This is a genomic window from Novosphingobium sp., from assembly GCF_965228995.1.
Taxonomy (GTDB): domain Bacteria; phylum Pseudomonadota; class Alphaproteobacteria; order Sphingomonadales; family Sphingomonadaceae; genus Novosphingobium.
On the sequence record NZ_OZ245852.1, the window covers coordinates 3,707,926 to 3,732,155 of the forward strand.

Here is a 24,230-nt window from a genome sequence, read left to right on the forward strand (position 1 = left end):
GCTCAGGATTCGCTTGCGCCGGCCGGAGCGGGCGCTTCTGGGGCGGGCTTTTCGGGCGTGGCCGCTTCAGGCGCTGGTGCAGCGTCCCCGGCAGCGGGAGCCGGCTGGTCCGCTGGCCGCGGCGGCACTTCGGTCTGCGTGTCGTAAAGCGCTTCGGACAGCGCCTGCATCTCGAATTCGAACCGGCGGCGGCCCAGCTGGAACGGGTCCTTGTGGCTCTGGCGATAGCGGGCCTGATAGCCTTCCACCAACTGGCGTCCGATGCGCACCAGCCTGCCGTTCTTCACGCGGCACCGGTCCAACGCGACGCTGCGGTTCTTCTCTTCGGCGAGTTCCCGCTCCAGCGTGGCAATCGTCTGCTGGCTCGCCAGGAGCCGCTCGCGCAGCGCTTCGACTTGTGCTTCGGCGCCCGCAGCGGCGTCTGCCGGTGCGCGGTCGATCTGCGCGGTCGGCGCAGGCGCAGCGGCGTGCGCTGGGCCGATGAGGGAGGCGAAAGCCATGGCCGAAGCCGCCAGCAGAAGCAGAGTGCGCATCAGAACCTCGCGTTCAGGTCGATCATGACCTCGTCGATGGCCAGTGGCTCGCCAGTGATCTGGTTGGCGCTGAACCAGCGCACCTGCAGGTTGGTGTTGTGGAACAGCCCAGCTTGCGCCCCGAGGATGAAGCCACGTGCATTGGTGCCGCCGAGATGGAACTCGTCGTTGGTGAAGGCATCGAGCACCGCATCGCTTTCCAGCGAGCGCCATTCGCCGAAAGCGCGCCATTCGCCGAAGTTCCACGGTTCGTGCCGCCCAACCTCAAGCGTGAAGCTGTAGCCCTGATTGCCTGCGACATAAGGCGTACGCTTGGTCGTGTCCGTATCGCAGATGTTGCCGCTGCCGCCGCTGCCGCCATTGTTGACCGGCTGGCCCGCCTGTCCGTAGCGGCAGGCGTAGTCCTTGCGGAACGCGAGGTTGCGCAGATACTCGCCGCCGAACGTCACGCGGTTTTCGCCCTGTAGCGGGAAGCTGAGCTGGCCGCGCAGATCGAGCACGGTGTAGGGCTGGGTCAGGCCAAGGAGCTGCGGCTGCGCCTGAACCGTGGTCGAAGGCAGGCTCGGATCCAGCACGATGCGCCGGATGAACGAGAGCGAGTTGCCCTTCTGAACATAGAACGCGGCGGTCTGGTCGCTCGAGCACTGCGTCACACCAAGATACAGCGCGCAGGGTTCGGACGGACGGCCCTCGAGGTTGAGGAACTTGTTCCACCCCGCAGCGAAAGAAAACTCGGTATGCCCGGCAAGATGCAGGGTGCCCTGAAGCTGCCCGGCGAACAGCCACTTCTGCGGGCTGGTCAGCTTGGATGTCGCCGTATCGGGGAAGTTGGTGCCGCCAAAATCGAGCGGGAAAGCGCCCGCCCGAACCGTCCAGTCGAGCGCGCCGAACAGCCGCTGGTTGAAGCGCGCCTCGGCGGCGACGCCGTCGAACATCAGATCGTTGTCGTAGAGCGCCTCGGTCGTCCAGAACGGGTTCTCGAAGCGCCCGGCCCACAGCGTCACGTTCGTCGTCGGCTCGCCTTCGATATAGGCCTGCTGGAGGTAGAGATTGCGCTTGAACAGGCCGCCGGCAAGGTTGCTCGCCGTCGCTACCGGCCCCGCATCGTTGCCAGAGGCTAACTGGATGCCGACCTTGATCCCGTTGGTGATCTTCGCCTCGGCGCCCAGCCGCAGGCGATAGCGCAGCTGGTTGTAGCGCGAGACCGTGGTGTTGAGGAACGGGATCTGGTTGTTGATCAGGTCAAGCGGCCCGGCCGCAACAATCGCCTGGAAGTTCGGCAGCTGGGTCGAGTTGAACTTGCTGAAAAGGTTCGATTGCGAGCGGATGCGGAAATCGCCGAACAGGCGCAGCCGCTCAGTCCATTCGGGCGCGGCCTTGTCGGCGCTGGCCCAGCCTTCGGCCTTGGCCTGCTTCATGACATCGGCGCGCAGTTCGTCACGGATCTGATCGCGTACGACCTGCGGGATATAGGGCACCCGCATCGTGCCTTGCGGCGGCGCTGCCATCGCCGTCGGCGCCGCAGCGGAAGCCCCGGTTGCAGCGCCAGACGGCACGCCGGGCACCGCCTGCGCAGCGCGCGCGGCGGCATTGGCCTGATCCGCTTCGGCGATGGCCTGCGCGATCAGCTTGTCGCCGTTCTCGCGGGTGATCGTTCCCTGCGCGACAAGCAGTCGCACGAGGTTGATCATCGCGTTGCCCGACGGCTGCTGCGCAGCCGCAGCCCCAGCGTCGGCCGATTGCGCGGTGGCTGAGGCTGGCGCCAGCACGGTGCCCGCCAGCAATCCCGCCGCCACGAGGGCCAGGCGGGGTGTACCGCCCGAATTCGCGCGCATCATTGTTCGTCCTTCTTGCATGGTCCTGGACCCAGTCATTTAGATGGCTCGCTTTCCGCGCACGGTGATGCGCTGCGGAAAGCGGACGCCGCTCGGGGGCGGGTCGAGATTGCTGACGGCCATCAGGACGCTGCGCAGCGCAGCATCGCGGTCACCGCTGCCGCTGCTCTTGAGCAGCGAGGCCTGCGTGATTCGGCCGCCGGAAGAAATCGTGATGGCAAAGTCGGCCGCGAAGACCAGCCGGTTGAGCCGGTTGTCGCGTGAGATCCGCTCCTGCAGCACGGCGCTGAGATAGCGGCGGTAGAACACCTCGCCCATGCTCGCGCCGCCCCCGCCGCCACAATTGAGCCCGGCGCAATTGCCCGTGCCGCTCGGCGCGCCGAGGCCGCCGCCGGTGCCTGATTGCAGGCCGAACGCGTCCGAACCGGCCTGCGCGGGGCCATTGATCGTCACCGGAGCAGCTGCCGGTTTGGGCGGTTCGTTCTGCGGGACAGGCGCCGGGTCGGGCTTCGCCTGCGGCTCGGGCGGATGGGGCTGCGGCGGCGGCGGAGGAGGAGGCGGCGGCAGCATCTCGACCGCCTGCGGCGGCGGCGCCTCGACCTTTACTCCGCTCGTCGCGGTCAGCTGCGAAAAGACATACCACAGCACGGCCACCAGCAGGACACCGCCCAGCAAGAGCGGCAGCCATTTTCTGGCGCCACCTTCCGTTTCCGGATCGGGCTGGGGGACTCGGGTGACCACCGGTTCGCTCGGATCAGGACGCGGTCGGCTTGCCGGTGACGAGGCCGACCTTGTTCAGGTCCAGCTGTCGGCACAAGTCGAGCACTTCGGTGATCTTGCCATACTGTGCGGTCTGATCGCCCTTGAGCACGATCGGCACGTCCGGGTTGGATGCCTTGGCGTTGCGCAGGCGCGTCTCGAGATCCGCCAGCGTCACCGGGAAGGCGTCCATGAAGATCTGCCCCTGGTTGTTGACGGTTATGGCTATCGTTTTGGGTTGCTCGAGGCTCTTGGCCGAACTTGCCTTGGGCAAGTCCACCTTGATCCCCTGCACCGAAGCCGTCGCCATCAGGATGAAGATGACGAGCAGCACGTAGGCGAGGTCGAGCATCGGGGTGATATTGATGTCGTCATAGGCCTTGCGGCCGCCACCAACGTCCATCGGTCAGTTCCTTTCGTGGGTTAGCCCAGCGGGCGCATCAGTAGGCAGCCGCTGCCGACATCATCTCGTTTTCGGTCGCCTCATCGCGCTGGATCTCGGCGAGGCGAGTGATCAACTGCTCGATGAACACACGCATCTGATCGGCCACCGTGGTGATCCGGCCGTTCAGGTAGTTGTATCCGAACAGCGAGGGGATCGCGCAGGCGAGGCCGGCGATCGTGGCAAGCAGCGCTGCCGCGATACCCGGCGCGATCGCGTTCACGTTCACGTCGCCTGCCATCGCCACGCCGCCGAAGACGGTCATGACGCCGATGACGGTGCCGAGCAGCCCGATGAACGGGCCGCCCGAGATCGCGATCGTCAAAATCACCATCAGCTTGTCGAGCTTCTGGTTTTCCTCGACCACCACCGCCGAAGCGGCCGCGTGCATCGCGCTGATGGCCTCGCTCGACAGCGGCTGGCTGCCCCAGCGCCGCTTGCGCACCTGCAGTTCCTCAACACCGCTCGTATAGATGCGGCCGAGGGGTGAACCCGCCAGACGTTTGGCCCGCGCCGGATCGAGCCCATCGACTTCGTCGAGCGGCACGAGATCGTCGCCCAGCGAACGGAACACGTTCATGAAGTCGGCGTTGTTCTTGTCCGAGCGGTTGAGGTAGCGGACCTTGTTCACCATCAGCGCGATCGCCGAGGACAACAGCAGCAGGCACAGCCCGACGACACCCTGGTCGATCGGCTCGAGCTTGCTGACAATGAAGTAGAGCACGCCGCCGCCCGAGCTTTGCTTCTCGGCGGTCTCGCTCACCGAAACCAGCTTGCCACCCGGCCCTTCGGCCTGCGCCATGGCAAGGATCATCGCTGCCGGGCGCGCGGTCTTGGCAAGGCGAACTTCATCGAGTTCGCCGGTGAAGGGCTGTCCGGTTGCACCGCCGAGGAAGATCGAACCATCGAGGGCCGCCATCGCGCCGGCCGCAGTGCCCTGTTCGACACCGCCGACGTAGAGTCGCAGGTTCTGCCCGTCGGCGACGAACGCCACATGGCTCCAGTCGCCCTGTTTCAGCGCTGTCTTGGCCTGCACGGAAACGCCCGGCCCTTGCGCGAAGGGTACGCCGGCGTTGAGGCCGATGGTGAACCCGCCGCGCGAAAACAGCGCCTGCGTGCCGGCAAGGTTGTCCGGCTTGACCCATGCGGTGAACGTGAAAGGCGCAGCCGCGGGCATCGCCAGCGAACCGGAGGCCGCGATTTCGAGCTGACCCTGGCCGGGGAAACGCGCAGCACCGCCAATGATGCCGCCATCGTCGATCCCGGCAGGCGCGGCCTTGGCGCCGTTTGCATTGGCCGTGCTGTCAGCGCTCGGCTGGCCGGGCTTTTCCGCAAAGTGCCATGCAGCCATCGTGTCGGGATCGAAGGTGCCCTTTTCGTCCGCGCCGACGGGCGCGCTCTTGTTGCCGAAATAGAGCCAGATCGTGCGCTTCTCGCCGCCATTGAGGTTGGGCACCGAAACCCAGACCGCCGCGATCCCTGTCGTCGCATCGAAGCGTTCGACATGGAACGGCAGCGGGGTCTTGTTGTCGCTATCGACAAGGCGCAGGTCGGCGCCGTTCGGCATCGCATCGGTGAAGGTGAAGTTGCCCGAATGGAGGCGGACCAGCACGACCGTGCGGCCAACCGGGCCGCTGACGTTTACGCCGGACGGCGACAGGTCGACCGACACCGCCTTGCGGTAGCTCCATTCCTTGTTCCACCAGGCATCGCTGGCCGCCCGCGCGGGCGCGGCGGCAGCAACGAAGCCGAGCAGGATGGCAAGCAGCGCCACCGCAGATAGCGATATCCGCCGAAGCATCGACGGTCCCCCAAAAGTCGAAGTCACGTCAGAATTCTCCCCTCATCTCAAAGCTCACGCGCGGGCGTCCGCGCCGGGTAACGGAGCCGTTCGTCAGCGGCACCGCGCCCACCAGCTCGCCAGAGATCTTGTCGAACATGCGCCAGCGCAGGCCCCCGCCCACGCCCACCAGGTGGAACGCAGATGTCTGGCCGGACGTGGCATTGCGGATGTAAAGGTTGGCGGTATCGGCAAAGCCGTAGAACCGGGCGTCGTTCAGCCACGAAAACAGCGATCCGCGCCCGGCGAGCCAGTTGGCGAGGCTGGGCAGGCGCACTTCGAGGTTGGTCGATACGCCGTCATCACCCACCGCTTCAGCCGAATAGTAACCGCGCACCGAATGCAGGCCGCCGGCGGCAAACTGCTCGTTGGTGATGAGGTGCGAATCGGAAATCTGGCCGGCGAGCCGCAGGTCGGCCTCGATGTCGCTCGTGAGGTTGCGGGTGTATTGGAGGTTCAGATTGACGTGCGCGAAGTTCTCGTAGGAGAACTGCTCCCGGTTCTGGAAGCTGTCCGCGGGCACGCAAATACCCGAAACGACGATGCATACCTCGCCCTTGATCGTGCGCAGGCCGACCGTGGCCGCAAGCCCCACCTGATAGCTCGAACGGTCGCTTCCACCGGCGAGCGAATAGGCCACCTCGAAGGGGATGTAGCGGATCGGCGAGGAATTCGCGAGGGTCGAGCCGACCAGGATCTTCTGCTCAAAGCTCTTGAAATCGGGGCCGAAGCTGATCGTCTGCACGGTGCGGCTGGCGGGCAGCTGCCAGATCGCGCGCAGCCCGATCTGATAGCCCTTGCCGAGCACCGCCGATCCGCCTGCCGCTGCCACGTTGCTGTTCGAATGGTAGCCCGAAAGCGAGAACGACCACGGCGCGGAGAGCAGCGGCACCGTGTACGAAGCTGAGAAGACCTCGGTCTCGGCGCGGTTCTGTGGGGCGACGATATAGGTGAAGGCGAAGCTGTGCCCGGCCTGCCAGAGGTTCGTGTAACGCACGCTCGCAGAAGTCCGCAGCGGCGAAGTGTTGGGGCTGGCGTCGTTGTTGAAATCGACCGAGGCGTGGAGCGGGCGCTCATCGGTCATGCGCAAATCGACATCGACCGTGCCGGGGATGCGTCCGGGCTTGAATTCGGGATTGATCGACCGGTCGGGAAAGCGGTTCGCGATCGCGAGGTCGCCTTGCAACGCCTTGAAATCGATCGGTTTGCCTTCCTTGAGCGATGGCACCTGCTGGCGCGCAACCCAAAGCGAGTGGTATTTGGCATCGACAACGCGGATCAAACCGGCCGGCGCTTCGGCCACGGCGATCTGGACGATGCCTTGCGCGAACGAATCGCGATCCTGCACCGGCACTTCGACGACGACGGCTTCGAGGCCCTTCTTGGCATAGGCGTCCTGGATCGCCTTGCGTGCGGCCTCGACATCGTCCTTTGTCCGCCCAGGGCCGGAAAATCGATAGACAACGCGCTCAACCTCATCCTGCGTGAGGTGCGAGACGCCAGAAATATCAAAGGCCTGGATGAAAAACGTATCTGGCGCAGCTTCGGCCTGCGGCGGCACCGCCTGAACCCCGGCTTCATCGGCCCAGGCGCGTTGCGCCGACCCTGCTGCCGGCACAACCGCGCACGCCGTTAGCAACAGCCTGCAAAAGTCGCGCATTGAGATAAGTGCCCCCTAGGCCCCGTAGAGCGCATTGGCAGCGCTGTGTGTAAGCAGTGTTACAGAGTCACTGATGGCAGCCTGCCAGCAGTGTCCGAGAACAGTGCAAGTATTTAAAAAGGGTCGCGAATTAACATTCGCGACCCTTCATTAAACGGCCATCAGGCCATCACTTCGCCGGATCAGGCACCCGGAAGGGTGGCGCAGGCCGGGTTGGCGTTCGAAGTCGGAGTCGGGGTGGCGCGGGTCGACTTGGCGAGTTCCACCACATCCTGAATGTACAGGTTCTTCGCAGCCAGGTCGGCGCTGACCGCCGACTTGGACAAGAAGGTCTGGATGATGGCGGTCTGCCACGCGAGCGGAACGATCCCGATGTTGCCCGACGAGAAGATCCCGAAGTTCGCGGGGCTTGTGCCCTTGAACGTGTTGGGATTGACCGCGCCGTATGCCGAGTTCTTCTTCACGCCGCCGAGCGCGAGACCGAGCAGATTCACGATCTGCTGGCGGTTGGTCGCGGTGTAGCAGGTGTAGCCGAAGAACTGCGTGGTGCCGACCATCGGATAACCGTCGGCAGGAGCGGCCAGCGAGTTCGAACCGCTGTAGAGCACGTCCGTCCAGGCAATCGGGTTGTCGCGGGTAGCGGCCACCGAAGCACCGGCAGCGTTGCGCACAAGGCGGGTGTCGCCCGGCGTGTAGGCACCGGTCGAGTCCGATTCGGGCGGCAGGATCTGCGTGGCAGCAGCACCAAATGCCTGAACCGCCTTGGCGACCGACGGCTGAGCGTAGAGGACCGTGGTGCCAACCTGCAGCGAAGCGCCGATGACCGAACCGACCGCAGCGGCCGGAGCATCCGGCGAAGGCTTGATCGCGTCAGCCGAGACGTAACCGACCTTGCCGTTGAGCAGCACGCCATTCAGCGCGTAGTCCGGCGCAAGACCGATGAACTTCGCGACGTTGCCGCCACCGTTGGTGACGATGAACAGGCCCGAACCCTGCGAACCGGTCGGCGCAGCCGAAGGCGTCGTGGCGCCACCGATGTGCTGGACCGAAGTGCCGTCGAAGTAGTCGCCTGAAACCAGGTTGGTATCGCCGGCAAACTTGGTCTGCGCCGAACCGGGCTTGTAGTTGGTGTCTTCACGCACGACCGTGAAGTCGAGGTTGCCGTTCGCCGAAGCCTTGTAAGGCAGGTTTTCAGCAGCGCGGGCGAAGACGTTGGTCTTGCCGGTGGGCATGTTGCCTGCGAGGCTGCAGACCGCGGACAGGTGCCGCGAGAACACGTCGGTCGAGCCCGAGTTGTCGAGGCGGCCGATCAGACGGATCGGAGCACCATCGGCGGTCCAGCGGGCCTTGGTGTCGTTCACGGTGTCGAACAGCGCGATCTTCTTGTTCAGCGCCTGGAGGATCGGATCGTTCCAGTTGGTGATCGCACCGTTGAAGATGCCGCAGTAGGCCTGACGGCTCAGACGCACGGTCTTGTAGGTCGTGCCGTTGAACGCGGCGTCGATCTGGCCGTTGAAGGTCATCGGCTGGTTGCTGGCATTGAGGCCGTAAACCGAGTTGAACGCGACCGCGATCGGCAGGACGAACAGCGGGAACTGCACCGCAGCGCCGGCCGAACCAGCCGCGCCGGTGAACGTGCCGGTCACCGAGTCGGTACCGCCGTTGTTGTATTCACCGAGGTCCGAAGGCGCGATCGGGGTATCCGAGAACGCGAACTGCACGTGGCTCCAGCGCGCATCCGGCGAGGCGGTGTTTTCACCGACCGTGTTGAACGGGTTGAACACGTGGGTCGTGCCGTTCGTCGGCGAACCGTCGAAGTTGTCCTTGTACTGACGCCACATCTTGCGGCCAAAGCCCGAGCCTGCGCCGACATACTTGCCCTGGAACAGCGGCTGGATGTTGGTCGAAGAAGTCGAGGTATCCGCAACCGAGCAATTGAGCGCGGGGTTGGTCGCCGATGCGACAGTCGGGTTGTAGCTGCCTGCCGGAACGGACTTCAGCGAGCCGGTCGCACCGGCAGCGCCAGCCTGACCCGGCTGACCGTCACCGCGCTTGTGGTCGATGCCGACGCAGTTCATCTCGCGAACAAGGACGTTCTGGATCGAGGTCGCGCCGACACCGTGGATCGATGCATCGCCGTCGTTCGGGCCAGCGGCAGGCAGAACCGGCAGGGCCGGCGTGAACGGCGGGAGAGCCGCGTGAGCGGGGGTCGCAACGAGACCGGCAACAACCGTCGCTGACAGAAGCGAATACTTGAGCTTCAACATTGGATCTTCCTTCCAAAGACGAATACGAGCAAAATGGGTCGATCAGCGTGGCCAGATCACCGGTAAACTTCGCATGTTACGAAGTTTACTTGCAATTACCTGACCCCGGAAACTTGTGATCTTGAATAGCCAAGGTGAACGCCAGCGCTTCCGTTCATACATCGCTGTACGAACAGATGGCGTGCATTCGCCGCAAGCTGTTTAAAACCTGATTCCCCCTTAACCGAAACGAGATGAGTTCCGGTGCACCCCCGATAGCGAGCCAAAATTACAGAAATGTGATTAATTCGGCTGATTCTGAACCGATCAGGATTGGTCTAAATTCTGTCAAAGTAAGAATATATTCCAGTAATCCTGTTTACGATCAGTGGGATAAAATAACGGCGGGCGAAAAGTCCATATTGTAACGGGAATGTCTAAATACGCGCACATACCGCCGTTCGGGGCCGCGCCTCGCTTCGGCGTGGGGCATACTGCTGCAGTATTTCGGGGACATTCCTTTGCTTTTTCAATCGTTAAAGCAAGCGAGCGCGCGGGCTGAAGGGCTGCCCGAAACCCGTGCCGATTCCCTCCGTCCATCCATGTCGCGTTTTCTCGCGCAAAGCAGTCTTCTTTCAGAAGATGCTCTTGCGCGAATCGAGGCCGTACACCGCACCAGCGGCGAACCCATCGAAGTCATCGCCACGCGGCTCGGCATGGTCAGCGAACAGGCGCTTCAGGATGCGCTCGCACGCGCCACGGGGCTCGCGGTCGTCCCCGCGCCCGAACGCGCGCTGGCCTCCGAACCGCCGATGCCGCTTGCGTTCCTGCGCGACATTCGCGCGGTCGCGATTGCGTGCAGCGACGCCGCTGTCACGGTGGCTGTCGCCGATCCGTTCGACCCATTCGTGGAAGCCGCCTTCGCCAGCGCGTGGCACCGCCCGGTGGTGAGTGTGCTGGTCCGCGCCACCGATATCGACGCCCTGATCGAGAAGCTCGCCGCCGGATCGGAAAGCGCTGCCGCTGACGACGAGGCAGCTGCCGTGGTCGATGGCGAGGCGATGGAGCGGCTGCGCGATCTCGTCAGCGATGCTCCGGCGATTCGCGCGGTGAACCGGCTCATTTCCTCGGCGGTCGACCAGCGCGCATCCGACATTCACCTCGAGCCTTCCGAAGACGACTTGTCCGTGCGGTTCCGCATCGACGGCGAACTGCGGGAGGCCGATCGGCTCCCGGCCGCGCTCAGGAGCAGCGCGGTTGCGCGCATCAAGGTCATGGCCGGGCTCGACATCGCGGAGCGGCGCCTGCCGCAGGACGGACGGCTGCGGCTTGCCGTACGCGGCCACCAGATCGATCTGCGCGTGGCTACCGCACCTTCGATCCACGGCGAAAGCGTGGTGATGCGCATTCTCGATCGCAGCAATCTCGCGCTCGATTTTGCTGCACTCGGCTTTGACGAGGCATTGGCGCAGCAATGGCGCACCGTGCTCCACCGCCCGCACGGCATCGTCCTCGTGACCGGGCCGACCGGCAGCGGCAAGACGACCACGCTCTATGCTGCGCTCGCCGAACTGAACGGTGTAAAGCGCAAGCTCCTCACCATCGAGGATCCCATCGAGTACCGGCTGCCCGGCGTCATCCAGTCGCAAGTACAACCGGCCATCGGTTACAGCTTCGCGGGCGCGTTGCGCTCGTTCCTGCGCCAGGATCCCGACATCATCATGGTCGGCGAAATCCGCGACGGGGAGACCGCACGCATTGCCGTGCGCGCGGCGCTGACCGGGCACATGATCCTTTCGACGCTCCACACCAATACTGCCGCCGGGGCGATAGGACGCCTTGCCGACATGGGGATCGAGCCGTTCCTGCTCGCTTCGGTGCTGGCCGGCGTGATGGCGCAGCGGCTTGTGCGCCGCCTGTGCCCGCATTGCCGCGTTCCCCATGCGCCCGATCCGGCGCTGCTCGCCGCGGCGGGCGTGGAGCACGGCACATTCTATCAGGCCGCGGGCTGCCCCCAGTGCCAGCACACCGGCTATGCCGGCCGGATTGCGCTGTTCGAATACCTGCCGATCACGCCCGAGGTGCAACGCCTGATCCTGCAGAACAACGATGCCGCAGCGATCGAAGCAGCGGCCGATCGGCAGGGCCGCCACAGCCTCATGGCTGACGGCTACCGCAAGGCGGCGCAGGGCCTCACCAGCATCGAGGAAGTCCTGCGCGTGAGCTTCGCGGAATGAGCACCGTCACCGCCTTTCGCTACCGCGTCGTCAGCGCGGCTGGCGGCACGCCGACTTCGGGTGAAGTGCAGGCGGCAAGCGCTGCCGATGCGGTGCAGGCCCTGCGCGCTCGCGGGCAGTTCGTCGTCTCGCTTGAGCCCGGACAGGCGGCGGGCGAAAGCCGGACGCGGCGCGCTTCGGCGCAAATCGAGCTGCAACTGATCGGCGAACTGGCCGTTCTGCTCAAGGCAGGCCTGCCGCTCGACCGCGCGCTGGCGCTCGCCATCGACAATATCGAGGATCCCGCAGCTTCCCGCGCGCTTGCCGCCCTGCTCCAGTCGGTCCGCGAAGGCGCGCCCCTTTCGCGCGCAATGCTCGATCATCCCGCGCTGTTTAGCCCCGCCGATTCCGCCATGGCCGAAGCCGGGGAAGCCAGCGGTCGGCTCGGCGATGCGCTGGACCGGCTCGCGGTGATGCTGAAGCAGGCGGCGAACCTGCGGCGCACGATCATCTCGGCGCTGATCTATCCGGCGGCGCTGCTCGTCATTGCGATCGGCGTCATCGCGCTGATGCTGCTGTTCGTCGTCCCCCAGTTCGAGACGATGCTGGCAACGGCGCAAGGCGACCTGCCCTGGGCAACGCTGATGATCATGGCGCTGAGCCGGGCCCTGCGCGAGTGGTGGCCGGCGCTCTTGCTATTCGCGGCAATGCTCGTGCTTGCGATCATGCGGCTGCGGCATAGCCCGGCCGTGCGGCGCAGCTTCGACCGTACGGTGCTTGCCCTGCCATTGGTGGGGGAGCTTGTCCGGCGGATCGAAACAGCGCGCTTTGCGCATACCCTCGGCGCGCTCGTCGAAGGCGGGGTGCCGCTGCCGCAAGCCATGGCGCTCGCCCGCCGCACCGTGGCGAACAGCGTGATGGGCGAAGCGCTCGACGGTGTCGTGGCGACCTTGCGCGAAGGTGGCGGCCTTGCCGCACCGCTCGCGCAGGCGGGCGTCCTGCCGCGCATGGCAGTCGCGTTCCTGCGCACGGGCGAGGAAGCCTCGCAGCTCGCGCTGATGCTCTCCCGGCTCGCCGAGGTCCTCGATTCAGACGTGCAGACGCGCCTTGAGCGGCTCGTCGCCGTGCTGACCCCGGCGATCACCGTCATTCTCGGCGCATCTGTTGCGGGCATCATCGCCGCGGTGATGTCCGCCATCCTCGGCTTCAACGAACTGGCAGTTGCACAACCATGAAAAGCACACCTCCCGCCCGTCGCCACGCGGCCGCCGCACGTGCCAACGGCTTCACCTTGCTCGAACTGCTGGTCGTGCTTGCCATTCTCGGCCTGCTCGCGGCCATCGTCGGCCCGCAAGTCATTCGCTACCTCGGCACTTCTCGCAGCGAGGCCGCGCACGTCCAGGCGCGCAACATCTCCGCCTCGCTGCAGCTGTATCGGCTCGACATGGGCAGCTTCCCGACAGCGGAGGAAGGGCTCAAGGCGCTCGTGCAGGCTCCGGCCGGGCATCCCGAATGGAACGGGCCATATATCGCAGAAAGCGCCGCGCTGAACGATCCCTGGGGCCACCCCTATCAGTTCAAGGTGCCGGGCGAGCACGGCGAGGTGGACGTGTTCTCCCTTGGCTCCGACAACGCAGTCGGCGGAACCGGCGAGGCGAAAGATGTCGGCAACTGGTAGCCTTTTGCCGCGCCGCATCGATGCCGGATTCACACTGTTCGAGCTGCTCGTGGCGGTCGCGATCATGAGCCTCGCCGCCGGGATCGCGTTTCCCGAGTTGTACCGCGTGAACACGCGGCGCACGCTCGATCACGCCGCGCGCGCCGTGGCCGTCGCCATCGTCAGCGCGCGCGTCGAGGCGCTCACTCGCGGCCATGTGGTCCAGCTCGGTCCCGATGCCTCCGCGACTGACGTGCTCCTTGCCAACGGCCAGATCGTGGCCAGGCTTCCAGCCGGCGCGCGCGTCGATTGGCCCGCGCGGAAGCCCGCCTACTACCCTGATGGATCGGCGCGCGGCGATGCGCTGGCGATCAGCGCAGGCACCGCCACGCGCACTGTCGATCCGATTGCGCAGCCATGAAGCCCGCCACCATCCGTCCTGCCCCCGGCGAAGCGGGCTTCTCGCTCGTCGAAGCGCTGGTTGCGCTGGCGATCACGGCTGCGGCGGTCACCGCGTTTCTTTCCACGCTGGTGCAGGACGCGCAGCTGGAAGGCGCGGCCAGCCGCCGCTCGCTCGCGGTCATGGTCGCCCGCTCTGCACTCGACCGCGCGATGGGCGGCGATGACACACCCTCCGGCCGCGATCAGGGCTTTGGCTGGCAAGTCGCGCACGAGCCCCATGGCCTCTCCGATCCGCTGGACCGCGTGAACCTCGAAGACGTCGTCGTCACCGTTTCGAGCGACGGAAAAACGCCGCTGGTCACGCTCAAGAGCGTGCGCGTCCGGCTATGATCACCACCCTGCCTGACAGCCGCGAAAGCGGGTTCTCGCTGGTCGAGATGCTGGTCGCGCTGGCCGTCACCGGCTTCACCGCGCTGCTGCTGGCGACAGCGGTCGGGCGCATCGAGGGGGTCGTCCACACCGGGCGCGCCTCAACCCATGCGCTGGCGCAGATCGCGGGCGCGCAGCTCGCCTTGCGCGAACGGCTCGAACGGATCCTGCCCGCACCCGATCCGCAAAATCCCGGTTCGGCGGTCGATTTTCGCGGCCAGAGCGCGGTGATGGACTGGGTCGGCACGCCGGTGGACGCCGCTGCACCCGATGCGCTGTGGCGCTATCGCCTCGCCCGCTCGGGCGATGGCCGGGTCTCGCTCTATCATCGCAGCAGCCTCGATCCGTTGGCAGATGACCGCTCCACCAGCCTCGCCGGCTGGAGCGCGATCCCGCTGCTGGACGGCACCACCGATCTCGAACTCGCCTATTTCGGCACGGCATCCGCCCCCGGCACTTTATCTGGCTCTGGCCGAGTGTGGCAGCGGCAATGGACCACGCGGCGCGCGCTGCCGCTCTTGGTGCGGATCATCGTCCGCTTCCCCGAAGGCGACCGGCGGAGCTGGGTCGATCTCATCGTCCATCCCCGCGCCGTCGCACCGGACGAGTGCCCGCGCGTCCTCGGCAGCGCACCCTGTGGAGACCCGGCATGAGCGGACGCGGCATTCTCGATGCGGACATGCAGACCGTCGGCGGATGGATCGCTGATGGGACCCGCTGGTGGCTGGGCCAGCTTCGCGCCATGGTTCCGGCGCGTCTGGCGGAGGCGATGCAGCCTGCGGCGAGCGCGGTGGATTATGCGCCCGGCCCGGCCTCATTCGCGCCCGAACCACCGCGCAGCAAGCCCTGGACCGTGCTGCTGCCGCCGGGCCTTGCGCTCGTGCGCGAAGTCGAGCTCCCCGCCGTGGCGCCCCGCGCGCTCGATGCGATGGTCCGGCTCGAAGCGGACCGGCTGATGCCGTTCCCGCCGGGCATGGCAGCCGTGATCGCCGCCGTGCCCGAAACGGGCGGGGGGGCTGCCAAGGCGTCCGGCGGCCGCCGCCTCACCACGATTGCCGGCCTGTCCCCCGATGCCGCGCGCACGCTCGCAGCGGCCATCGCGGATTGGCCAACGCCTCCCGTCGCCGTGCTCGCGCCGCTGCCTGATGGCGGCGCCATCGATCTGCTGCCCGCGCTCGCCCGCGCCGGGCTCGTTCCTGATGAAGCGGCCCGTGCCCGGCTGTGGTGGACGATCGTGGCCGCGCTCTTCGCGCTGAACCTCGCGCTGATCGTCTGGCGCGATGTGGCGGCGATCGAACGCCTCAATGACGTGATCGAACAGCAGCAACCCGCGCTCACCGTTGCGCGCCGCATCAACGGCCGCATCCGCGCCGATACTGCGCTGGCCGGCTCGGTAACTGCCGAGCGCAAGGCGGGCGAGCCGCTTGCGCTCATGGGCAGAGTCGCTGCCGCGCTGCCGCCGGGGGTCTGGCTGCAGCGCTGGGGCTGGCAGGACACCGCGCTGCATCTTGCAGGCATGCGCCCGCCCCAGTCCGATGTTGCAGGGGCCCTGCGCAAGGCCGGGTTCGTCACCGTTCGCTATGCCGACAGCGCGGGCGAAAGCGGCGCGGAAGCCGCTGGTACGCCGCTCGGCGTCCCCTTCGACATCGTGGTGAGCGCCCCGGGCGCCGGGAAGGCCAGACCATGACCGGACGCACGCTTTCCCCGCGCGAGGCCCGCCTCGTCGCGCTCCTCATCCTCGTTGCGGTGATCGGCGCGCTCTGGCTGCTCGTGGCGGCGCCCTTCGTGCGCGGGTTTGCCGAGCGCAGCGCGCAGCGCGCCGATCTCGCGGCCCGGGTTGCTGCCAACGACCGCCTGATCGCCGCCGTGCCGCGCCTGCGCACTGCTGCCGAAGCGCGGGGCCGCGCGCTTGGCGCCGTGATCCAGATCGCGCCCGATACAGCGACAGCCGCCGCCATCCTGCGCGACCGGCTGCAGGCCGCGCTCGTCCAGACCGGCGGTTCATTCCGCGGCGCCGAGGACCTGCCCGGCACGCGCGCCCGCGTCGCATGCCGCCTGCGCGCCCGGCTTTCACCCGATCAGCTCAACCGCTTCCTCGTGCTCGTGCAGAATGCCCGGCCCGCGGTCGTCATCACTTCGCTCGTGGTCTCTGGCGAGGAATCCCTCGTCACCGGCCGCGCCTCTGCACTGGATGTCCAGCTTGAAGCCTCTCTTCCCGTTCGCCTGGCCGCGTCGCGGTAGTCCGGCACGTCTGCCGGCCATGCTCGTCCCGGTGCTGGGCGTGCTGGCCGCGGTGCAGTTCGCGCTCCCGCAGGACCTTGCGCCGATTACGCGCGCTGCCGTCGCCCGGCTTGCCTTGCCGCCGGTGCCGCAGCCACCGCCGCAGGTCGGCCTGCCGCCGGTACTGGCGCAGCGCGCGCTGTTCGCGCCCGGCGGCGCCAGCGGTGCTGCGGGCGGCGCGCAGAGCGCTGCGGCCGATCCGCTCGGCGGCATCCGCATCGCCGGAACCGTGCGCGTCGGTCCTGCCATGCGTGCCATCGTCCAGTGGCCGGACGGGCGGATTTCCTACGCCGGTGTCGGCAGCCGCCTCGGCAGCTGGAATCTCGTCGCGCTCACGCCTTCAGCGGCGCGGCTTTCCGGCCCCGCCGGTTCGCTGAGCGTGCCCTTCGGCAGCCGCATGACGCCCCTTTCTCCCGCTTCGGAAGACCAATAATGACTCGCATCCTGTCGCCCTTCGCAGCCGCCTTTGCTCTGCCGGTCATCGCCGCACCGGGCGCGTCGATGCCGCTCGACCAGCATGGAGCGCCGGCTCTCCCCATGCCCGCCTTCGGCCACCAGACCGGCGAGCAGCAGCACATGGCGGCCCCGGAGATTCCGCAGACCCCGGCGATTGCCCTGCCGTCCGGCGCCCAGGTGCGCACCACGATCCTCGCGGGCGAGGCCCCTGCTCCGGTCGCCGCCCGCCCGGTCGCCAAGCCGCCCGCGCATGGCGATATCACGCTCAATCTGCCAGCGGTTGACGTCGCGGTGGTTGCCCGCACCGTGCTGGGCGATCTGCTCCACCGCAACTACACGATCGCGGAGGGCGTTTCGGGTACTGTCTCGTTCGTCACCCCCTATCCAGTGGCGCGCCATGCGCTGCTGCCCATGCTCGAAGAGGCACTGCGCGCCTCCAACCTCGCACTGGTCCCGGTCGTCGGCGGCTTCGAAATCCAGCCCGTCGCCTCTGCCAACGCGCCGGTCGGGGCCGATGTTGCCGGGTTCGGCAGCGAAGTGATCACCGTGCGCTTCATCAATACCGATGAAGTGCGCAAGGTGCTCGATACCGTGCTGCCGGGGGTCGTCTCCGCCACAAATCCGGCGACCGGGTCCATCACCATCACCGGCACGACCGGGCAGCGCGGCAGCGCGCGCGATCTCCTCAAGCAGTTTGACGTCGATTGGCTGCGCAACACCAGCTTCGCGCTCTATGTTCCGCACCGCACCGATGCGCGGCTGATCGTGCCCTCGCTCGACAAGCTGATCAACGCATCGGATTCGCCTACGCACGGCCTCGTCCGCCTGATCGCGATGGACCAGGTCAACGGCATCCTCGCAATCTCCATGCAGCCGCAGTACCTCATCGATGTGCAGCGCTGGGTCGAAATCCTCGACCGCGAAGGCGAAAGCGCCGAGCCGCGCATCTTCGTCTACCGCGTGCAAAATGGCCGCGCCCGTGATCTCACGCGCACGATCAACATGGCCTTCGGCGGCGGGGTCGGTGCTGGTATCGGCGGGCAGAACGGCGGCGCGGATGCGCCCTATGGCACCGGCGCGGAGCCATCTTCCCAGCAGTCCGGCGGCTTCGGGCCCCCTCCGCCCCCGCCCGAACCGCGCAATGGCAATGCGCCCTCGGCCACGTCAGGTGCCCCTCAAGCCGCGCAGGCCACCCGCGTCACAGCCGATGAAACGAACAACGCGGTGCTCGTCTATGCCGTCCCGCGCCAATACGCGGTGATCGAGGACGCGCTGCGCAAGCTCGATCTGCCGCCCACTCAGGTGCTGATCGAAGCGGCGATCACCGAGGTCGGCCTCAACGACGATCTCGGCTTCGGCGTGCAGTGGAACTTCAACAGCAATGGCAACAGCCTCGGCGTCGGCACTGCCAGCACCGCACCGGGCGGGGCCACCACGTTCAGCTATGCCTATACCGGCAGCAGCATCTCGGCCTCGCTCAAGGCGCTCGAGCAGCGGACCAGCGTGAAGGTGGTCTCCGCGCCCAAGCTGCTGGTGCTCAACAACCAGACCGCCGCGCTGCAGGTGGGTGATCAGGTGCCGATCTCGACCGGCACCGCCACGAACCTCACCAACACCAATTCTGTGGTGAGCACGATCGAATACCGCGATACCGGCGTGATCCTCAAGATCACCCCGCGCGTCAACGCCAGCGGCGTGATCCAGCTCGATGTCAGCCAGGAAGTCAGCGACATCAGCAATGCCGCGCCTTCCGCGCAAACTCAGCAGCAATCGCCCACGATCTCCACCCGCCGCATCGCCACCACTGTCGCCGTGGCCGACAACCAGGTGATCGCGCTCGGCGGCTTGTTCCGCGACAACACCCAGAACATCCGTAACGGCATTCCCTTCGTCTCGCGCATTCCGGTGCTCGGCGGCCTCTTTGGCAATCAGCAGAAAGTGCAGAAGCGCACCGAGCTGATCGTGCTGCTCAAACCCCACGTGCTGCACGATCCGGATGAGGGCCGCGCCGCCACCGAGGAACTGCGGAACAAGCTGCGGATGGTCCGCCCCTTCGGCTCGGGCAACGCCATTCCGTGAGCCGGACCCGGCAGCCGGAAGCCGGTGAACCGGAGCCCGATGGCTACGCGATGGTCGCAGCGGTCGCGGCCATGGCCGTGCTGGCGCTGCTCTCGCTCGAGATGATGGACTGGGCGCGCATGGCAATCGCCCGCACCGGCGGCGAACTTGCCCGGGCGCGGGCTGTCGCGGCGGCCGATGCCGGGGCGGCGCTCGCCATTCACCGCGTGATCGACGGCGATGCTACAGCCGCCGCCATTGCCGACGGACGGCCCTGGACAACCGAGTTCGACGGCGCACGTCTGCAGATCCGGCTGGTTTACGAACGCGGCAAAGTCCCGATCAACGCGATCGATGAGCCGACGCTCGTCCGCCTGCTCGAACAACAGGGCCTCGAAGGCAGCGCGCTGGCACAGGCGCGGGATTCGCTGCTCGATTGGATCGACGATGACGATGTGGCGCGGCCCGATGGCGCCGAAGCCGCAGACTACGCCGCCGCGGGCATCGCGCCGCGCAATGGCCCGCTGCGCAGCACGTCCGAACTCGCGCGGATCCGCGGCATCGGACCGCAGCTTGCCGCGAGGATCGCGCCGATCATCACCGTCTCGCCCGGCGCCCGCTCGTTCGATCCTGCACGCGCCGATCCCCGCGCGATGGCAGTCATGCTCCCCGCCGGTGAAGCCGTCTCATCGCTGATCCAGTCGCGCGAACAAGCCGGTGCCCGCACCGCGCTCGCGTTCAGCGAAACGGAACTGCTCGATCGGGGCCCCTTCACGGTGATGGTCGATGCGGAAATCCAGGGCGCCTTTGCGCACCGGGAGGCGGAAGTGGAAGTCGTCTCAGGCACCGCGCGGCTGTGGCGGATCCGCAGCTGGAACTGATCGTTTCAGGGTTCCTGCGCGTTTGCGCCGGCACTCATTCCTGTCATCGCAAGGCCCCACGGCGCAAACAACCGCGCAGGCGCCGCCGCTGGCTGGCGCGCCGCAATGCGCCCGTGCCCGCGCCCTGCTGAACGCGACGTCGGCATCAGCGCGGGCGCCAGCGCAGCCGCCGCCAGCCCGCTCTCCCCGCGCGTGATAACAGGCCCTCCCGCAAGCCGCCCCGCATCGGCAGGCATGCGGTAGAACAAGTGCGCACCGATCCGCGCAGTCACCTGGCCGGTCGAGGCCCAGTAGGGATTGACGTAGTTGGCATGATAATGCGTCGCGCCGCGCACCCGGTCGGGCGTCAGCCCGTCAAGGACCGAGACGGCGGTGACCCGCGCTGCATCGAGCACGTCGCCGCGCAGCCGCCGCGCGAGCGATCCGTCGCACGTAAAGGTGAATTGGCACCCGGTCCGGCGCTGCGATCCATCGAACACGACGCCGCAGACCGTCTTGGGAAAGCGTGGCTCCCGCAGACGATTGAGGATCACCTGCGCCACAGCCTCGCGCCCGGCAAGCGGCTCGTAGCCTGCTTCATAGGCAATCGCCGCCGTCATGCAGTCGACCGCGCGCGCCTGGTCCCCGGCCGCGACAGCCGGGACGAAGCGGGAGGACGCGACAAGCGTCGCACTATCCGCAGAACCCGTCTCGTTTGCAGGTGCGGCTTCGCTCCCCCAGGGCGCCGAAAACAAAGGCGAGGCCATCCCGGTCGCAAACCGCCGCGCGCCGCTCGCGTCCTGCGCATGGGCAGGAGCAGGGCCAAACATGAGTAGGCCCAGCATGATCCAGCCGAGGACTAGCAAACCCGGCATGAACGACCACACGCGCAACCTTCCTGATTCGACCATTAAGCCCTCCTTAATGTGCGCATGGCCCGGCAATGTTTCACCCGATTGACACATTCGTGGTCAATGGCCTCGTGACGGCGATCTCGCCGAATCCGGGGGTTTATTCGGACATGTATTTGGGTCGCGGCCTGCTGCTGGCTTCGCTTTTGGGCGCTTTGGGATCAACCGCGTCGGCGGCACCGGCAGTCCTGCCTGAGCGTGTGCTTACTTGCGATGTCGGCCATGTAACGAATTTCGACGCCAGCAAATCCCAGACACCCGCCGATCTCAAGTTCGACAGCCACCATCGCTTCGTCTTCGCGCTTGCTGGCGGCCCTGCCCGCACGGCCCCTCCGCCGGACATCAACGAGACGCCCGAAAAAGTGCGCGAAGGTTCGCGCATCCTGTCGGACCCGGATCACATCGCCCCGCAGCACAAGGCCCAGTTCGATCAGGTCGTGGACTATTGGCCGGAGCGGGTCGAAACCATGGGCTTCATCAAGGATCAGCTGCGCAACGCCATCGTGATCAGCAGCATCGATCCCGCAGCAGGCACCGCCAACCTGTTCATGCTGCGCGCCACGGAATTGTCGCGCTTTGACCCCGGTCACATCTACCAGGGCGCCTGCAGGATATCGCTCCCCTCCCCGACCTGATGGTTGAGGGGGCCGCGACTCGCCCCCCGTTCAAATTTTCCTGATAGCGAACCCCTCCCACCCGGGTGGCCGAAGTAATTCGCCCCGGTTTCACTCGGCCTGCCGCAAACCTTGCCGCGTTCGCCGATGAAACGAGATCATGCATTGACTCGTTTTGCCATATTCATACCTTGATCCAATCGAATCTAAGCCGATTCTCTATGCACTTGACTTTAGTTAACGCCGTTTCCGAAGCCGTTAACTACGCATTGCGCTCAAGAAAAACGAAAAAGGTCGCTGACTTCTAGCTACCGACTTCGCCTTTTTATAAAAAGGCGGTTCGTTTTGTCTGTCATCGCGCCTGCCGACTTGTTTCCGGCTCCCAATTGACCGGATTTTCGCGCAGCCCGCCCAGGTGGAGCCATGCCGATGTTGCAATTGAAGCATCCCGGAATTTACACCCAGCTCGTCCCCAGCGGGGTGCGTTCGATTTCCGGCGCGGCCACTTCGGTCGCGCTTTTCGTTGGGCCGACGGCTTCCGGGATCGATAGCCGCCTCACCCGGGTGCAGAGCTTCGGCGAGTTCGAGCGCCTGTTCGGCGGCCTCAGCCAGACCAGCAACCTCTCTTACGGCGTGCTGCATTTCTTTGCCAACGGCGGCAGCGAAGCGATCATCAAGCGCGTCAAAGCCAGCGGAGCGCTACCGGCCAAGACCGCGCTGCAGCGCGATGGCAGCGCCAATACGTCGATTTCGATCGAGGCGCTGAGCTCGGGCGACGCCAGCAACGACCTCTATGTCGAAATCGACAGCTTCGACATCGGCGCCTTTCCCTTCAGCGCCACTTCGGCCCAGCAGAAACTGTTCAACCTGTCGGTAATCGATGCCCGAAGCGGAACTGTCGAACGGTTCTCGGGGCTGTCAGTCGCATCGAACAGTGCCCGCTTCGCGCTCGATGTCGTCAATGACGAAGCGACGGGATCGCGGCTGGTAAAGCTCGATATGCCGCCGACCGCCATCAACGCGGAACGGCCCGTCACGACCGGCACGGTCTACGAACTCGTCGCCATGCCGATGGCTGGCAATTTCGCCGGGTCGGTCAAGGTGACAGTCAATATCGCCGTGCGCGATGCAGGGGGCACCGTTCAGGCCGCGCTTGCGGTCTCGATTCCCGACGTGGAGATCTTCGCCGTCAACACCCCCAAGCCGACCAATCCGCGTTCCATCGCCTTTGCGCTGCAGACTGCGGTCAATCTGGCGATCCGCAGCAATCCGGCGCTCGCGGCCAAGATGAAAGGCGTCGAGATCTCTGCCGCGATCTGCGAAGGGGGCAAGTACCTGTGGCTGCGGACCTCGCAGCCGGGCAGCCCGGCGCGCGACAACCGCCTGCTCGATGCCGTGGTGACGCTTGCCGCGCCCGGCGGCGGGACCTCGTTCCTCGTCGAATGCATCACCGGCGCGGCCAAAGTGACCAATCCGTCGCGCTATCGGCTGGGCGGGTCCTATCTGCCAGCTGCCGGTTCGCAGGTCGTCGCCGCGAGCGTGGTGGCGGGCCTTGCCGGCGATGCGAGCGGGCAGCCCGCGGACAACGATTTCAAGAACGCCGTGCTGGAACTCGAAACGCCGGATCCGTTTTTCAATATCCTGTGCCTGCCCGATCTGGTCCGGGCCGCGCCGACCAATCCCACGATGCTGCACCACACGAACGCCTTGTCGGTCTACAGCGAGGCGGCGCGGATCTGCTCGCTCAAGTTTGCCTTCCTGCTGCTCGATCCGCCACCGGATGTCAGCGATGTCGGGTCGGCCGAGGCCTTCAAGGTCAGCCGGCTGTCACTCGAACCCGCTTCGGCGCGCAGCACGGGATTCTATTTCCCGAACATCCGCGTCGATGATCCGCTTGCGCCGGGAACGATTGCCGAGCGTCCGCCTTCGGGCGCCATGGCCGGGATCTTCGCGCGGACCGATGCGCAATACGGCGTCTGGCAAGCCCCCGCCGGTACCGAAGCGGTGGTCTCGGGCGCCTATGGACCGGCAATCGAGCTATCCGATTCAGAACACGGCACGCTCAACGTGGTCGGGGTCAACGTGATCCGCAAGTTCCCGCTCTACGGCGTCGTCAGCTACGGCTCGCGTACTTACGACGGGGCCAACGCGGTGGGTAGCGAGTGGAAGTACGTGCCGGTGATCCGCACCGCCAACTACATCCTGCGCAGCCTGAGCGAAGGGCTGCGCTGGGCCGTGCACAAGCCCAATGGCGAAGTGCTGTGGTCGCAGTTGCGGCTCAACACCACCACGTTCATGCACGGGCTGTTCCGGCTGGGCGCCTTCAAGGGCGTCTCCGCGCGCGACGCCTACTTCGTGCAGTGCGATGCGGGCACGACCAGCCCGGACGATATCAACCAGGGCATCGTCAATATCGTAGTGGGCTTCGCCCCGCTCAAGCCGGCTGAATTCGTCGTGATCAGCCTTCGCCAAATCGTGCAACCGGCCGCCTGAGGAGGGAGCGAACATGGGACAGTTTGTCGTCAACAGCCAGCGTTTCGATCCCTACAAGAACTTCAAGTTCCGGGTGAAATGGGATGGCCGCTACGTCGCCGGGGTCTCGAAGGTATCGACGCTCAAGCGTACGACCGAAGTGACCAAGTTCCGCTCGGGCGGGGATCCGTCGACGAGCTTCAAGGCGCCGGGGCGAACCGAGTTCGACGCCGTCACGCTCGAACGCGGGGTCACGCATGATTCCGATTTCGAACAGTGGGCCAACAAGGTCTGGAACTTCCAGTCCTCGCTGGGCGGCGAAGTCTCGCTCGCCGATTTCCGCAAGGATATCATCATCGAGCTGATGAACGAGGCGGGTCAGACGGTCATTTCCTACAACCTCTACCGGTGCTGGGTTTCGGAATACCAGTCACTCCCAGATCTCGACGCCAATGCCAACGCGGTCGCGATTGCCAAGATCAAGCTGGAAGTAGAAGGCTGGGAACGTGACTATGCGGTGACGGAGCCCAAAGAGCCTAGCTTCGTTGAGCCTTGATCCG

At 66.1% G+C, this 24,230-nt stretch carries 22 protein-coding genes; 14 read left to right on the forward strand and 8 right to left on the reverse strand.

What is annotated here, in order from left to right; translation table 11 throughout:
• Positions 1–2: 2 nt before the first annotated feature.
• The 7 genes from ACO056_RS16935 to ACO056_RS16965 all read right to left on the reverse strand — a co-directional run bounded on the left by ACO056_RS16935 (position 3) and on the right by ACO056_RS16965 (position 9,336).
• Complete coding sequence (locus tag ACO056_RS16935) at positions 3–533, reverse strand: hypothetical protein (RefSeq protein WP_421848894.1); 531 nt, start codon at positions 531–533, stop codon at positions 3–5.
• The gene (locus ACO056_RS16940) at positions 533–2,371 is read right to left on the reverse strand and encodes a putative porin (protein ID WP_421848897.1); all 1,839 of its coding nucleotides are present in this window, start codon (positions 2,369–2,371) and stop codon (positions 533–535) included. The genes ACO056_RS16935 and ACO056_RS16940 overlap by 1 nt, the downstream gene beginning before the upstream one ends.
• 36 nt (positions 2,372–2,407) lie before the next feature.
• Positions 2,408–3,109 carry a TonB C-terminal domain-containing protein gene (locus ACO056_RS16945; protein WP_421848900.1) on the reverse strand — a complete coding sequence of 234 codons (702 nt, stop codon included), beginning with the start codon at positions 3,107–3,109 and terminating at the stop codon, positions 2,408–2,410.
• 13 nt (positions 3,110–3,122) lie between these two features.
• Positions 3,123–3,530 (reverse strand): ExbD/TolR family protein, encoded by a 408-nt coding sequence (locus ACO056_RS16950; protein ID WP_421848903.1) that lies wholly within the window; start codon positions 3,528–3,530, stop codon positions 3,123–3,125.
• Positions 3,531–3,567: 37 nt separating this feature from the next.
• Complete coding sequence (locus ACO056_RS16955; RefSeq protein ID WP_421848906.1) at positions 3,568–5,370, reverse strand: DUF2341 domain-containing protein; 1,803 nt, start codon at positions 5,368–5,370, stop codon at positions 3,568–3,570.
• 28 nt (positions 5,371–5,398) lie between these two features.
• On the reverse strand, positions 5,399–7,027 hold the full coding sequence (locus tag ACO056_RS16960) for a ShlB/FhaC/HecB family hemolysin secretion/activation protein (protein ID WP_421848909.1): 1,629 nt from the start codon (positions 7,025–7,027) through the stop codon (positions 5,399–5,401).
• Between the two features lie 224 nt (positions 7,028–7,251).
• Positions 7,252–9,336: a substrate-binding domain-containing protein gene (locus tag ACO056_RS16965; protein WP_421848912.1), complete on the reverse strand. Its 2,085-nt coding sequence runs from the start codon at positions 9,334–9,336 to the stop codon at positions 7,252–7,254.
• Between the two features lie 581 nt (positions 9,337–9,917).
• Between ACO056_RS16965 and ACO056_RS16970 the strand changes: the two genes are divergently transcribed.
• From ACO056_RS16970 to ACO056_RS17020, 11 genes are read left to right on the forward strand one after another with little or no spacing between them, the layout of a single operon-like run.
• A complete protein-coding gene (locus tag ACO056_RS16970) occupies positions 9,918–11,552 on the forward strand; it encodes a GspE/PulE family protein (protein ID WP_421848915.1) in 1,635 nt (544 codons plus the stop codon).
• Positions 11,549–12,766, forward strand: a complete 1,218-nt coding sequence (locus tag ACO056_RS16975; protein WP_421848918.1) for a type II secretion system F family protein — start codon at positions 11,549–11,551, stop codon at positions 12,764–12,766. The genes ACO056_RS16970 and ACO056_RS16975 overlap by 4 nt, the downstream gene beginning before the upstream one ends.
• Complete coding sequence (gene gspG, locus ACO056_RS16980; protein WP_421848921.1) at positions 12,763–13,209, forward strand: type II secretion system major pseudopilin GspG; 447 nt, start codon at positions 12,763–12,765, stop codon at positions 13,207–13,209. The genes ACO056_RS16975 and gspG overlap by 4 nt, the downstream gene beginning before the upstream one ends.
• On the forward strand, positions 13,193–13,609 hold the full coding sequence (locus ACO056_RS16985) for a pilus assembly FimT family protein (RefSeq protein ID WP_421848924.1): 417 nt from the start codon (positions 13,193–13,195) through the stop codon (positions 13,607–13,609). Before gspG ends, ACO056_RS16985 begins: the two co-directional genes overlap by 17 nt.
• Positions 13,606–13,980 carry a type IV pilus modification PilV family protein gene (locus ACO056_RS16990; protein ID WP_421848928.1) on the forward strand — a complete coding sequence of 125 codons (375 nt, stop codon included), beginning with the start codon at positions 13,606–13,608 and terminating at the stop codon, positions 13,978–13,980. The genes ACO056_RS16985 and ACO056_RS16990 overlap by 4 nt, the downstream gene beginning before the upstream one ends.
• Positions 13,977–14,672 (forward strand): PulJ/GspJ family protein, encoded by a 696-nt coding sequence (locus tag ACO056_RS16995; protein ID WP_421848931.1) that lies wholly within the window; start codon positions 13,977–13,979, stop codon positions 14,670–14,672. The genes ACO056_RS16990 and ACO056_RS16995 overlap by 4 nt, the downstream gene beginning before the upstream one ends.
• Positions 14,669–15,706 (forward strand): hypothetical protein, encoded by a 1,038-nt coding sequence (locus tag ACO056_RS17000; RefSeq protein WP_421848935.1) that lies wholly within the window; start codon positions 14,669–14,671, stop codon positions 15,704–15,706. Before ACO056_RS16995 ends, ACO056_RS17000 begins: the two co-directional genes overlap by 4 nt.
• Positions 15,703–16,260 carry a type II secretion system protein GspM gene (gene gspM, locus ACO056_RS17005; protein ID WP_421848938.1) on the forward strand — a complete coding sequence of 186 codons (558 nt, stop codon included), beginning with the start codon at positions 15,703–15,705 and terminating at the stop codon, positions 16,258–16,260. Before ACO056_RS17000 ends, gspM begins: the two co-directional genes overlap by 4 nt.
• Complete coding sequence (locus ACO056_RS17010) at positions 16,220–16,732, forward strand: hypothetical protein (protein WP_421848941.1); 513 nt, start codon at positions 16,220–16,222, stop codon at positions 16,730–16,732. The genes gspM and ACO056_RS17010 overlap by 41 nt, the downstream gene beginning before the upstream one ends.
• Entirely contained in the window at positions 16,732–18,834 is a 2,103-nt protein-coding gene (gene gspD / locus ACO056_RS17015) for a type II secretion system secretin GspD (RefSeq protein ID WP_421848944.1), read from the forward strand. Before ACO056_RS17010 ends, gspD begins: the two co-directional genes overlap by 1 nt.
• The gene (locus tag ACO056_RS17020) at positions 18,831–19,694 is read left to right on the forward strand and encodes a hypothetical protein (RefSeq protein WP_421848947.1); all 864 of its coding nucleotides are present in this window, start codon (positions 18,831–18,833) and stop codon (positions 19,692–19,694) included. Before gspD ends, ACO056_RS17020 begins: the two co-directional genes overlap by 4 nt.
• 5 nt (positions 19,695–19,699) lie before the next feature.
• On the opposite strand, the gene ACO056_RS17025 is transcribed toward ACO056_RS17020, so the two are convergent.
• On the reverse strand, positions 19,700–20,584 hold the full coding sequence (locus tag ACO056_RS17025) for a cell wall hydrolase (protein WP_421848949.1): 885 nt from the start codon (positions 20,582–20,584) through the stop codon (positions 19,700–19,702).
• 56 nt (positions 20,585–20,640) lie between these two features.
• Here ACO056_RS17025 and ACO056_RS17030 point away from each other — a divergent pair, with 56 nt between their 5' ends.
• The 3 genes from ACO056_RS17030 to ACO056_RS17040 all read left to right on the forward strand — a co-directional run bounded on the left by ACO056_RS17030 (position 20,641) and on the right by ACO056_RS17040 (position 24,226).
• A complete protein-coding gene (locus tag ACO056_RS17030) occupies positions 20,641–21,219 on the forward strand; it encodes a hypothetical protein (RefSeq protein ID WP_421848952.1) in 579 nt (192 codons plus the stop codon).
• Positions 21,220–21,627: 408 nt separating this feature from the next.
• The gene (locus ACO056_RS17035; RefSeq protein ID WP_421848955.1) at positions 21,628–23,691 is read left to right on the forward strand and encodes a phage tail sheath family protein; all 2,064 of its coding nucleotides are present in this window, start codon (positions 21,628–21,630) and stop codon (positions 23,689–23,691) included.
• 13 nt (positions 23,692–23,704) lie between these two features.
• Positions 23,705–24,226 carry a phage tail protein gene (locus tag ACO056_RS17040; RefSeq protein WP_421848959.1) on the forward strand — a complete coding sequence of 174 codons (522 nt, stop codon included), beginning with the start codon at positions 23,705–23,707 and terminating at the stop codon, positions 24,224–24,226.
• The last annotated feature ends 4 nt before the right edge of the window (positions 24,227–24,230 follow it).